Origin of the sequence: uncultured Eubacterium sp. (genome assembly GCF_934525195.1) — a bacterium.
Lineage (GTDB): Bacteria > Bacillota > Clostridia > Oscillospirales > Acutalibacteraceae > Eubacterium_R.
The window spans coordinates 1-13,905 of sequence record NZ_CAKSZA010000003.1 but is presented as its reverse complement, the minus strand read 5'-3'; the positions used below and the strand labels follow the sequence as shown (position 1 = coordinate 13,905).

At 37.8% G+C, this 13,905-nt stretch carries 8 protein-coding genes; all 8 read left to right on the top strand.

Annotated elements, in window-relative coordinates; translation table 11 throughout:
* Window positions 1–178: 178 nt before the first annotated feature.
* Window positions 179–715, top strand: a complete 537-nt coding sequence (locus tag Q0E03_RS03685; protein WP_297129660.1) for a hypothetical protein — start codon at window positions 179–181, stop codon at window positions 713–715.
* Window positions 633–4,361 (top strand): SpaA isopeptide-forming pilin-related protein, encoded by a 3,729-nt coding sequence (locus Q0E03_RS03680; protein WP_297129658.1) that lies wholly within the window; start codon window positions 633–635, stop codon window positions 4,359–4,361. Before Q0E03_RS03685 ends, Q0E03_RS03680 begins: the two co-directional genes overlap by 83 nt.
* Window positions 4,354–4,626 carry a hypothetical protein gene (locus Q0E03_RS03675; protein WP_297129655.1) on the top strand — a complete coding sequence of 91 codons (273 nt, stop codon included), beginning with the start codon at window positions 4,354–4,356 and terminating at the stop codon, window positions 4,624–4,626. The genes Q0E03_RS03680 and Q0E03_RS03675 overlap by 8 nt, the downstream gene beginning before the upstream one ends.
* Before the next feature lie 171 nt (window positions 4,627–4,797).
* Entirely contained in the window at window positions 4,798–5,013 is a 216-nt protein-coding gene (locus Q0E03_RS03670; RefSeq protein WP_297129653.1) for a hypothetical protein, read from the top strand.
* Window positions 5,014–5,658: 645 nt separating this feature from the next.
* On the top strand, window positions 5,659–6,198 hold the full coding sequence (locus tag Q0E03_RS09085; protein WP_367270231.1) for a TnpV protein: 540 nt from the start codon (window positions 5,659–5,661) through the stop codon (window positions 6,196–6,198).
* A 44-nt stretch (window positions 6,199–6,242) separates the two neighbouring features.
* Window positions 6,243–11,447 (top strand): DEAD/DEAH box helicase family protein, encoded by a 5,205-nt coding sequence (locus Q0E03_RS03660; RefSeq protein WP_367270230.1) that lies wholly within the window; start codon window positions 6,243–6,245, stop codon window positions 11,445–11,447.
* A gap of 172 nt (window positions 11,448–11,619) precedes the next feature.
* Window positions 11,620–13,740 (top strand): recombinase family protein, encoded by a 2,121-nt coding sequence (locus tag Q0E03_RS03655; RefSeq protein ID WP_297129651.1) that lies wholly within the window; start codon window positions 11,620–11,622, stop codon window positions 13,738–13,740.
* On the top strand, window positions 13,665–13,905 hold a 241-nt coding region (locus tag Q0E03_RS03650; protein ID WP_297129649.1), incomplete at its 3' end, for a TnpV protein. The genes Q0E03_RS03655 and Q0E03_RS03650, both read left to right, overlap by 76 nt.

The following is a 13,905-nucleotide window of genomic DNA, read 5'->3' as shown; positions in this document are numbered from 1 at the left end:
CCCACACCCTAACCCTAATAATTCAATAACCTACCGAAAAGAGTAAACATCTCTATATAAGAGAGTATATATAAACAATACAAAACTAAAAGGAATGATGCTTATGAACTAATTAAAATCGCACTATTGCTTTTAAAATTACACAGGAATAATATGAAAGTGAAAGGAGCGATTAATTATGAAAAGAGTCGGTTTAATAGCAACGATTGTGATTGCAACAATGCTTATTGCAGGTTATGGAAATAGCAATAACGTTGATAATAAGACAACAGTTAATGAAAGCTTGGCTGTTTCTTCTTCGGTTGGTAATACAGAAAATAACAATAGTGAAATTGTCAAAGAAAATCAAAGTAGTACAGAGGTTACTACAACAGAGCCAACAACTGCTGAAACTTCCTCACGAAAAGAAACAACTGCAATTCAAAAGGTAATACAAAACACAACAAAACCGACAACTACATCAAAACAACCAACAACCAAAAAAGCAAGCCAATGCAGTAATAACAATAATCATTCAATGAAATGCGGCAATATGGGCAGATGGTTTGACAGCAAATCGGATGTTAAAGCATATGTTGATTCGGTAATGAAATCATGGGCAGACAAATGGGAAAGCGGAGAAATATCCGACAATGAATATTTTGCTAACTGCCCACAAGGTTATGAATGCTGGAGTTGCGGTTACTGCGGTAAATGGACAGGCAATTTCAAATAACAATATCATAAATCAAAGCCGAGAAGATGTAACAATCTTCTCTTTTTTTATGCCTAAAAACAGGCAGAAAGGAAAAGTTATGAAAGATAAATTCAAAAGTTTTGGCAAAAGAATTGTGGCGATCCTTTTGTCGGTATTAACAGTTACAATGATGTTTCCGTTAAGTGCTTTTGCAGCAACGGAAAACCTCGGTGCGGTGTCGGGTGCAAACAAACTTGATGTAAGCGTTTCAAAGCATTACGGACACGAAGTTCATATTACGAAAAAAGGCGGTACAACTTATCCCCTTTTCTGTATTGAATACGGCACAACATCGCCGAGTTCGTCATATCTTAAAGGCAAAAAAGCTATGGCAAGCGATAATGCAATTAAAGCGGCAAAATGGATATTTGCAGGATATTACCTTGAACACGGAAACTCGATAGATTGGCAGGATATGGCTTACTGTCAGAAAAAAGTGTGGTCAATCTTTGGTTCAAATACAAATTGGACTTTTAGTGACAGCGGCTATCAAACTTGGTGTGATAATGCAAAAAAGCGTATGAGTAAACTTGATAAAAAGCCTTCGTTTAATAAAACAAATGTTGGTAGAGTTCTTCCCGGAGGAAGCCTTATTGTTACAGACACAAATAAAGTATTGTGTGATTATCCTGCCTTTACTAAAAAAGGTAACGGCTGGAGCATTATTCATAAAAAGAATTCTAATTCATTGACTGTTAAGGTTGATGAATCTTGTACAGCATCAAGTTTTAGAGTTTCTAACGGTGAATATTACAAAGACGGTACAGGCGATGACGATGAACTTTTGCTTTACTATCCCTATGGAAGTGAATCATATCAAAAGCTTATCTATTCGGCATATTATGACCCTGTTTCAATAGCGTTTTCAGGTTCAATAACTTCTGTCGGTGGAATGAAACTCATTAAGACATCCGAAGATGGAGTTATAAGTGGAATAAAATTCCATTTTACGGGTCCAAAAGATTTTTCAAAAACATTCACAACAGATGAAAACGGAGAAATACCACTTTCAGGATTAGCACCGGGAACATACACTATCACAGAGGAAAATATGGATAGATATGTACCAAATCAGTCTAAGACAATTACTATTGCAAGTAATCAGTCAACTTCGGTAGCGTTTCATAACACACTTAAAAAATTTAGGGTTAATGTCACAAAACAAGACTACGAAAAAGGTCACGCACAAGGTGATGCAAAATTAGGCGGTGCTGTTTATGGTTTGTATAAAGGCGATGAACTTGTTGCACAATATACAACCGACAGTAACGGCTCTTTTACAACAGACTATTTCGTATGCGGTACAGACTGGACTGTTAGAGAAATCAGTCCAAGTGAAGGTTATCTTTTAAATGATACTGTGTATAGAGTCGGTGCGGATCCAAGGGATTACAACATTGAATATAACACAGCACCCGATATGACTGTTATGGAGCAAGTTATCAAGGGTAAAATCAGCATTATCAAACATACGGATGATGGTGAAACTCAAATCGAAACACCCGAAAAAGGTGCAGAGTTTCAAGTCTATCTTAAATCATCAGGCTCATTTGTAAATGCCGATAAAGACGAGCGAGATACAATCGTCTGTGATCAGGATGGTTTTGCAAGTACAAAACTACTTCCATACGGTATATATACAGTTCATCAAACAAAGGGATGGGATGGCAGAGAAAAAATAACCGATTTTGATGTGTTTATCAATACAGACGGCAAGACTTACAAATTCCTTATCAACAATAAGAATTTTGAATCATATCTCAAGGTGGTCAAACTTGATAAAGAAACAGGTAAACGAATCCCATACGAAGGTGCTGCTTTTGAAATTTACGATAGCAACAATCATAGAATTACAATGCAGTACACCTACCCTCAAGTAACATCGATTCATACCTTTTACACAAACAAGGATGGATATTTAATCACGCCCGAAAAACTGCCGTATGGATATTACACACTCAAAGAAGTACAAGCACCGTATGGATATGTTCTTGACGATACTCCTATTCCGTTTGTAATTTCACAGGAAAACGCTTCAACCGATACAGGCGTAACCGTAGTAAAGGTCAAAGCAAAGGATATGGCTCAAAAGGGCGTAATCAACATTACAAAAACCAGTGAGATTTTTTTATCTGTTGAAGAAAATAACGGTGTATATACCCCAAAATACAGCGTAGGCAATCTTAAAGGTGCGGTATTTGAAATTTATGCTGCTGAAGATATTACTACACTTGATGGTACTGTAAGATACGATCAAGGCTCATTGGTTGATACTATCACAACCGATGATGACGGTGTGGCTAAATCAAAAGAACTTTATCTCGGTAAATATACTGTGATTGAAAAGACTGCACCAAACGGATATGTTCATAATGCCACCAAGTATGATGCTGAACTCACCTATGCAGGACAGAATGTTTCCGTTACCTCAATCGACCTTTCGGTGTATAACGATAGACAAAAGGTTTCGGTTTCATTTAAAAAGATTATGGCAAATGATAAGACATTCGGTATCGGCAATAACGGTGAAATTACTTCTGTAAGATTCGGTATTTATGCCGGTGAAGACATCAAAGCAAATAACGGCGATGTTATTCCAAAAGACGCTTTAATTACCTTTGCAAATTGTGACAAGAACGGAAATATATCTTTTGATTGTGATTTACCGGTAGGCTTTAAGTGGTATGTAAAAGAAATCGCAACCGATGAGCACTATATCTTGTCTGATACAAAATATGAGTTCGATACCGAATATCAAGGTCAAGATGTCAAGGTTATTGATATTAAAGTCAATAACGATAAAGCTATCGAAAACAATCTCATTTATGGTTCTGTTAAAGGCTTAAAAGTCGATAGAGAAACGCAGGAAGTAATCAAGGGTGCAACCTTTGGTTTGTTTAAATCGGACACTACCGAATTTACAGAAGATAAAGCAATTTTAACTGCCGTTACCGATGAAAACGGTATCTTCAACTTTAGCAATATTCCTTACGGTGAATACCTTATCAAAGAAATCAAACCTGCCGACGGCTATCTTGATAATGAAGATATTTTTACCGTGATAATCAAAGATAATGAGCAAGTGGTTGAACTTACTGCAATCAATAATAAAGTACCCGAACTGAAGACAACGGCAACCGTTAATGGTAAAAAGGAAGCAGTTGCAAAAGGCGAAATATCCATAAAAGATACTGTTGAGTACAAGCATTTAGTACCTAATACCGAATATGTTATCAAAGGCACATTGATGGATAAATCCACAGGTAAACCGTTCAAAGTTAAAGGCAAAGAAATCACTTCAACAGTTAAGTTTGTACCCGATAAGGCTGATGGCAAAGTAGAGGTTACCTTTACTTTTGACGGTTCGGCTATTAAAAAGGATACCGAACTTGTAGTCTTTGAGACATTGTATCGTGACAGGGTTGAATTAACTACTCACGCTGACATTAACGATGACGGACAAACAGTAACGATTAAAGTCCCTGAACTTGAAAATCCAAAGACAGGAGACGAAAGGAATATCAATCAAATTTTAGGTGTTGCAGGTGCTTCACTTGTCGGTATCGCAGGCTGTGTATATTTCTTTATCAAGAGAAAGAAAAAAGGAGACACAGATAATGAGTGACAGAACTAATGCAGGCTACACCATTATCAATGCCGTAACCATCGGTAAAGGTGAAATCGTACTCGGCGAAAGGACTACCGCAAATAAAGAAAAGCAATATGTCACTTGGGAATGTAATAACGGCTCGTATTATTACGGTCATTATATTGAAAACAAATTTGATGCGTTAAAAGACTTTGGTCAAAGAGTTGCCGATAAGGCTGAAATGTATCGCTCCTTTGACAAAGACAGACAACGACATAACCGAGAACGTGATGAACGATAATAAAAGGAGGTAAAAGATAATGACAGTTAAAACGATTGTGTCTATTGTACTCGTTGTCTTTATTGTTGCAGGGCTTGTATTTCTTCAAGTCAGGAATAAAAATAAAAACGATAAATAAACTTATTTGGGCGGTAACTTCGGTTGCCGCTTTTAATATATACGGAGGTAAAAATGGATACAGATTTCCAAACAAAAACGAAAGTACTTTTAAAGCTGTTTAAGGCAGGTAAATGCAGTGAGGCAGATATTTTGAATATGAAAACGGAAGAGATGCTTGATTTGCCGAATGTTTCTATTAAAGAAATTAAGGTTATATGTGCCATTAAAGAAAATGTTAAAAAGCACACGCTCTATTCATATCTCGGAGGTAAACAAGATGAAAGGTGATGACTATGGCTACAAGGTTTGAACTCATTTCTGCTCTTTATGATGATGTTTCAAAGGATGTTATCCGTTCGCCGAGTAATTGGCAGGAGTTTTTAAAAAGTTCTTGCAATAACTACGGCTTGCCGTTTAGTGAACAACTTCTTGTTTATGCTCAAAAGCCTGACGCTGTTGCAGTTTTACCTATGGCAAGCTGGAACAGGAAATTTGGCAGATGGGTCAATAAAGGTGCTAAAGGCATTGCACTTTTTGATGTGTCAAATCAAAACTATCCAAGGCTTAAATATGTGTTTGATGTCAGCGATACACACGAAGTCGAGCAGGCAAAAGAAGTCCCTATTTGGCATATGAAAGATGAATACACCGATAATGTGATTAAGACACTTGAAAATACTTTCGGTTCAGTTGATAACAAATCCGATTTAGGCAGTGCTGTCATCTCTGCTTGTGAAAACGCTGTAAGCGACAATTTGTCCGATTATCTTTTTGAACTTTGCAGTGCAAAGCAAGACAGCTTTCTTGAAGATTTCTCCGATGATATTATTTCATCAAAGTTTCGTAAATTGGTTTCAAACAGCGTTTCGTATACAGTTCTCTTAAGGCTTGGTGTTGACGCTGATTTAATGCTTGATACGGAAGATTTTGAGGATGTTGTTAATTTCAATACACCGAATACTTTTAATGCCCTCGGTGAAGCAACAAACAATATTTCAAAAACAGCACTCCTTGAAATATCAAAAACCATATTTGCACTTGAAAAAGAAAATCGCATATTTGAAAAAACTTCAACAAGTCCTTACAATAAGGATGAAAACAAAAACGAAAGGAGCACTTCAAATGAAGATAACATACACACAAGTCGGAGGGCAACTTTATCCGAACCTGATTATGCCGACAAAGACGGAACAAATGGGATATTACGCACAGAAAAGACAGGAATATCTCAAAAATCACAAGAAAGCGACATTCACAACTTTATTGACAACCTGCAAACTGACGGAACACCTGATGTCGATTCAGGAACAGGCACAGCAGATGGAAGAACAAATCATAACTCAGATGGCAAAAGCACAAGGAGTGACCGAGAAACTCAAGCAAACGGATATGATGACTTGGGTGGGAATGATGAACAATATCAAGAACTCAGCGAGGGAAACAGTCTTGAACGAACTGATTTTCACAATGTAACCGATGAGCTGCCACCTTTTGTTGACGAACAGGCTATCAGGTATATGCTTAGCAATCCCGATGATGATTTGGTGCAAAGAAAGCCTGCAATCATAAAGGCTTATCAAACCACCAAAAAGGATAATGAACTCATAAACTATACCAAAACGCTGTATCCAAGACGGTTTGATGAGTACGATAAATTCAATAAACACTTTGGCTTTACTTTAGCCGATAACGGACTTCTTATGTATGAGGGTAACTACAAAACCCGAACTAAGGAGTCCGTTTTTTCATGGGATATTGTTATCGGTATCATTAAAGAACTTATCAATGACGGCAAGTATCTTAATGCAGAAAAGGAAGAAAAAACACAGCTTGATTTGTTCAGCTTTTCTTATGATAACGAGCCTGTATATGATGAAATACCTCAAACATCACTTTTTACCGATTTTGGCATCTCACAACAGATTATTGATGAAGCACTTTGCTGTGGCTTTAATGATAAAAACAGCAGAGTGCAAATTGCTATGCATTTCAGACGGGACAGAGGTGTTGAGTATAACGCAAGAATGCTCAAATTTCTTTACGGTACTAACGGTGCAGGCTTTGTCTTTAACGGCGAAAAAGTATCCTTTTGGTATGACGAAAACGGTATAAATATTGCTAAAGGTACATCGGCTAAAACAAGTACGGCAACACATCTCACTTGGGAACAAGCGGCTGTTCGTATTCGTGAACTTCTTGATGTAGGCAGATATATGCCGCAGTATGAACTTGACAAGGTCGATGACTACGAACTCAATAAAGTTGCCGACAGGCTTACAGAATTTATCCGAGATTTGAGTGACGATTATCCCAATAAAGATAATTGTCTGCAATCAATACAAAAAGAAATTGATGGTGTTTTCGGTTATCCCGATATGGTTGAAAAAATCACCGATATGCTCAAGGATGATGAAAAGCGTACTCAAATCTTCAAAGAGTACGGCAGTCTGATGGATGACTACAATGCCGGTATAAAAATCATTCGCTTTAATTATGCAGCTCAATATTCTATACCATATATTGCAGAAATTATTGAGGGTATGAAACGAGAGCCTATTAGGTTTAAAGCTGAATCGGGTTATCTTCCTGACAGAAAAATGTTCATCTCGCAAGATGAGATAGACAAGATTATCACAAACGGTAAAAACAGCCACGCTTATAGGCTTGAAACCTACACCTATTTTGTTAATCACCCTGATAAAGCAGACAGAATTAAATATGTAGGCAAGGATAATCAAAGCGGATATTTAGGCGGTAATGACAGCGTTAATAAAACAACAAAAGGTATCGAATTCAGTCACGGCTCGGTTATGGAGCCTTATGCAAAAGTCCTTATTAAATGGAGCGATGTCGCAAAAAGAATAGATACCCTTATCAAGCAAGACAAATTCGTAACGCAAGAGGATATTGACGCTATACCCGATATATATAAAAACGAAATAGCAAGAGATTTGGAATCGTTCTTTGAAAATTTATCCGAGAACGATGCAAAGCCTTATCCGAATGATATTGAACCATACAAGATTTCAAGAGTTATTAAGGCTCAACTTGACAACCCACAGGCACTTGATGATATTGAAAATATGATGTCAAATGCTTTGGCTCTTATGGATAAAGAGGACAGAATGTATCAGTACCGTAAGCAAATCTATGATGACTTTATAGCTTACAAAAACGGCACATTCAAACTTTATGATTATCCCAACCTTGCACCAAAAGTTAAGCAACCGAGTAAGTTTGCTAAACCGGCAGAAAAAGAAAAGGTTGATGAAGGTTTAGACTTAATCGGTGAAGAAATAGATATTGACGGCAGGCACTTTGTTGTTGATTCCGTCAGTAACGGTTATGTATCTATGGCGGACCAAACTTTTGCCGACGGGACAGGCTTTCCTATCTTTCGCAAAGAGACCGTTGAATTTGTAAGACAATATTTACCGACAGAAAAAGAACAGATTATTCCCGCTCAAAACACAAAACAGCATACTGAACATAGTCAGTGGGATATTCATCCCGAAATTCCTGTTGAGCAAAGGCACGATTTTGATTTTGCCGCACATCCTGTTGAGGTTGTAGGCAAAAAGGAACGCTTTCACAGGAATATGGAAGCTATTAAGGTTCTGAAGAAATGTGAAGCCGATAACCGTTTTGCAACTCCCGATGAACAAATTGTTCTTTCAAAATATGTCGGTTGGGGCGGTATTCCCGAAGCGTTTGATGAAAACAACTCGTCTTGGGCAAATGAATATAACGAACTCATATCTGCTTTATCGCCCGAAGAATACAATGCAGCAAGAGAAAGTACATTAACGGCTTTCTATACTCCTCAAGAAGTAGTTAAGGCTTGCTATGATATTGCTGAAAATCTTGGATTCAAGCAAGGCAATATTCTTGAGCCGTCTTGTGGTATCGGTAATTTTATCGGTATGAAACCAAAGAGTATGGCTGACAGTAAGGTGTACGGTATTGAACTTGACTCGGTTTCGGCAGCTATTGCACAACAGCTTTATCAAACTGCAAGTATTGTTAATAACGGATATGAAAAGGTGGAACTACCCGATAACTTCTATGATCTTGTTACTACTAATGTACCTTTTGGCGATTTTAAAGTATTAGACAAGAAATATGATAAGCACAACCCGCTTATTCACGATTACTTCTTTATGAAGTCACTTGATAAAGTCAGAACAGGCGGCATAATGATACTCATTACCTCTAAAGGTACTATGGATAAAGAAAACAGTAATATCAGGAGATATATTGCTCAAAGAGCAGACCTTCTCGGTGCAATAAGACTGCCCGATAATACTTTTAAAGGTAATGCCGGAACCGAAGTCACTTCTGATATTCTCATACTCCAAAAACGAGACAGAATAGTTGATATTGAAAGCGATTGGATTTATCTTGATACCGATGAAAACGGTATTAAAATGAATTCGTATTTTGTTTCCCATCCCAAAATGATTATTGGCGAAATGGTCGAGCAAACAGGCAGATTCGGTATTGAAACTGCTTGCAAAGCCCATGAAGATACCAACCTTGAAACATTGCTTGATAAAGCTGTAGATAATATTAAAGGCGAGATTATTGATTATGGTATTAGTGATGATGTTTCAATTGATAACTTTATTCCTGCCGACCCGACAGTAAAAAATTTTTCATATACTTTTGTAGACGGAAAGATATACTTTAGAGAAAATTCAAGAATGACGCCTATTGATGTATCTGCAACTGCCGAAAATCGTATACGAGGTATGATTGCCTTGCGGGATACCGTTCGCAGTCTTATCGCTATGCAGGAACAAGATTATTCCGAGGATGAAATTAAATCAGAACAATTACGCTTAAACAATCTTTATGATAAATTCATAAAAGATTACGGCTTGATTTCAAGCAGAGGTAATAAATCTGCTTTTTCACAAGACAGTTCATATTCGCTTTTATCTGCACTTGAAATACTTGATGAAAACGGTAATCTTGAAAGAAAAGCCGATATGTTCACTAAAAGAACTATTAAACCTCATAAGGAAATCACTTCGGTTGATACATCAAGCGAAGCACTTGCGGTATCAATCGGTGAGAAAGCAAGTGTTGACATTGAATATATGAAATCGCTTACCGGTAAAAGCGAAGATGAAATATATTCAGATTTGCAAGGTGTTATATTTCTCAATCCTATATATTCTCCAAACAGCAACGAGCCTGAATATCTTCCTGCAGATGAATATCTTTCCGGCAATGTACGAGAAAAATTGTGCACTGCAAAAAAAAATGCCGAAATTTATCCTGAACTTTATACCGTTAATGTCAAATGTCTTGAAAAGGTGCAACCTAAAGATTTAACAGCAAGTGAAATTTCCGTTCGCCTTGGTGCTACTTGGATACCAAGCAAATATATACAAGAATTTGTGTTTGAATTACTTGAGCCGTCACAATATACAAGACCTCTTATCAAGGTGCATTATTTTAAATACACGGGTGAATGGAACATAGAGGGTAAAAGTTATGATAAAGGTAATGTTAAAGCGAAAAACACATATGGTTCTGTGAGAGCAAATGCCTATAATATAATTGAAAGCACGCTTAATCAGAAAACCGTTAAGGTTTTTGACTATTTTGAAGAAGACGGTAAAAGAAAGGCTGTTCTCAATAAAAAAGAAACTTCTGTTGCACAGGCAAAACAGAAGTTAATTGAACAAGCTTTTGAAGAATGGATATGGAAATCACCCGAACGCAGAGAAGAACTTTGTAAGATATATAACGAAAGATTTAATTCTATTCGTCCCCGTGAGTATGACGGTTCACATATCAATTTTTACGGTATGAATCCTGAAATCAAATTAAGATCTCATCAAATAAATGCAATAGCACACATAATGTATGGTGGTAATACACTTCTTGCTCATACTGTAGGTGCAGGTAAAACATACACTATGGCGGCAACAGCTATGGAAAGCAAAAGACTTGGTTTATGCTCCAAGTCTTTATTTGTTGTACCTAATCATCTTGTATCACAATGGGCAAGCGAATTTTTAACTCTTTATCCTTCTGCAAAGATACTTGCCACAACTAAAAAGGACTTTGAAACAAAGAACAGAAAGAAGTTTTGCGGCAGGATTGCAACGGGAGATTATGACGCAATCATAATCGGTCATTCGCAGTTTGAAAAGATACCCGTGAGCATAGGCAGACAGATGTTTACTCTGCAAAAACAAATTGATGAAATTATTGAGGGTATTTCCGAATTAAAGGCAAGCAACGGCGAAAGGTTTTCCGTCAAGCAGTTGGAGGCTACGAAAACAAGGCTTGAGACTAAACTTAAAAAGCTCAATGACCAAAGCGACAAGGACGATGTAGTAACCTTTGAAGAACTCGGTGTTGACCGCCTTTTCGTTGATGAGGCACACTACTACAAAAACCTTTTTGTGTATTCAAAAATGCGAAATGTAGGCGGTATATCACAGGTTGAGGCAAACAAGTCAAGTGATATGTTTATGAAGTGCCAATACCTTGACGAGCTTACAGACAGCAAAGGTATAACCTTTGCTACGGGTACACCGATAAGCAATTCAATGGTTGAGCTTTACACAATGCAACGATACTTGCAGTACGATTTATTGAGAGAGTACGGTTATGTCAATTTTGACAGTTGGGCGGCTCAATACGGCGAAACAGTAACTACTATTGAGCTTACGCCGGAGGGCTATACTTTAGTAGGACGATAAATAATGCGTTCCTAAATTGAAAATAGGATATCAAAATCGGTTTTGGAACTTCAAGATTTTTTTTGATTTTCTTGAAAAACAGTTCCGCTTTGTACCCCTATTTTCTCCTATTAGTAGAGGGAGTAATACTTTTAATACTAAACAGATTACATAAGGAAAGGAGGTTAAGAGAATGTCAAGGACTTCAAAGATTACAGCACTTTATGAGCGTTTATCAAGAGATGATGACCTTAATGGTGAGTCAAATTCAATAACCAACCAAAAACAATACTTGGAAGATTACGCCCGAAGAAATGGCTTTACGAATATCCGCCATTTTACTGACGATGGTTTTTCGGGTGTGAATTTCAATCGTCCGAGTTTTCAGGAGTTGATTAAGGAAGTAGAAGCAGGAAATGTCGCAACGATTATTGTTAAGGATATGAGCCGATTAGGACGAAACTATCTGCAAGTCGGCTTTTATACGGAAGTTCTGTTCCCACAGAAAGATGTCCGTTTTCTTGCAATAAACAACAGCATTGACAGTAATAATGCTTCGGATAATGACTTTGCCCCATTTTTGAATATAATGAACGAATGGTACGCCAAAGACACAAGCAATAAAATCAAGGCTGTGTTTGATGCCCGTATGAAAGACGGAAAGCGTTGCAGCGGTTCTATTCCTTATGGATATAACCGATTAGCAACCGACAAACAAACGCTTGTCGTTGACCCTGTGGCTTCTGAGGTAGTAAAGCGTATCTTTCTGCTTGCCAACGAGGGCAAAAGTCCGAGAGCAATCGCTGAATTGCTTACCGAAGAAAAGGTTTTAATTCCGGCGGCACACGCAAGGGAATATCACCCCGAACAGTATAATGGAATAAAGTTTACAGACCCGTATCTTTGGGGAATGTCAACCATAAGAGGGATTTTAAGCAGACAGGAATATCTCGGTCATACCGTTTTGCGTAAATCGGTCAGTACGAATTTCAAACTGCACAAAAGGAAGAATACCGATGAAGATGAACAGTATGTATTTTATAATACGCACGAGCCTATCATCACGCAGGAACTTTGGGACAGCGTTCAGAAGCGAAAGAAACGAGCAAACAGAACAGCCACAAAAGGTACGCATAGCAACCGTTTAAGCGGTTATCTGTACTGTGCAGATTGTGGAAGAAGAATGACCCTGCAAACGCATTACAGTAAAAAAGACCGTTCGGTGCAGTATTCTTACCGTTGCGGTGGGTATGCAAGCAAAGTAAACTCCTGCTCTGCCCATTCAATTAGTGCTGATAATGTTGAAACCTTGATATTATCGGCTGTAAAACGATTATCAAGATTTGTTCTGAATGACGAAGAAGCCTTTGCAAAAGAACTTCAAGCCTTATGGAATGAAAAGCAGACAGAAAAGCCAAAGCAGAATAAATCGGAATTGCTCCGTTTTCAGAAGCGATACGATGAACTATCCAAACTTATTCGTGGTTTGTATGAAAATCTTGTTTCGGGTTTACTGCCCGAAAGACAGTACAAGCAACTGATGAAGCAGTACGATGACGAGCAGGCTGAATTGGAAACGAAGATTGAAGTAATGGAAAAGGAACTTGCCGAAGAAAAAGTAAATGCTGTTGATATTAAGCATTTCATTTCTTTAATTCGCAAGTGCAAAGAGCCGACAGAAATTTCCGATTTGATGTTTGCTGAACTCATTGACAAGATTGTGGTATATGAAGCAGAGGGTGTGGGAAAAGCAAGGACACAAAAGGTTGATATTTACTTCAACTATGTCGGGCGGGTCGATATTGCCTATACAGAAGAAGAACTTGCTGAAATAAAGGCACAGGAAGAACAGATCGAGATGGAACGCTTGGCAAAACAGCGTGAGCGTGAAAAAGCCTACCGAGAGAAGCGAAAGGCGAAAAAACTCGCTGAAAACGGTGGAGAAATCGTCAAGACAAAGATATGTCCTCACTGTCAAAAAGAGTTTGTGCCTACAAGTAACCGACAGATATTCTGTTCAAAGGATTGTTGCTATCAGGCAAGGCAGGATAAGACAAAAGCCGACAGAGAAGCAGAAAAAGGAAATCATTATTATCGTCAGCGTGTATGTGCTGTGTGTGGCAGTACCTACTGGCCTACACACAGTCAGCAGAAATTCTGTTCCGAAGAATGTCAAAAGCAAAATCACAACGAGAAATCTTTGGAATTTTATCACAAGAAGCAAAAGGAGAAATCAGAATGCAAAGATTTATTACAGACGAAAGAACTGGTATCCAGTACGAACTCATCGGAGATTATTACTATCCCTGCTTGACGATAGAAAACGAAGAACCGTCTACGCTCATAAAATACGGAAGAACGAGGGAAAAATATTTAAGGGAACACAAGAAAGTCTTATATTTCAATCTGCTTACAAGCGGAAAGTTATATGAACACCTTGCTGAAATTGATACTTCGGCGTGTAATATGGCGGAGTATC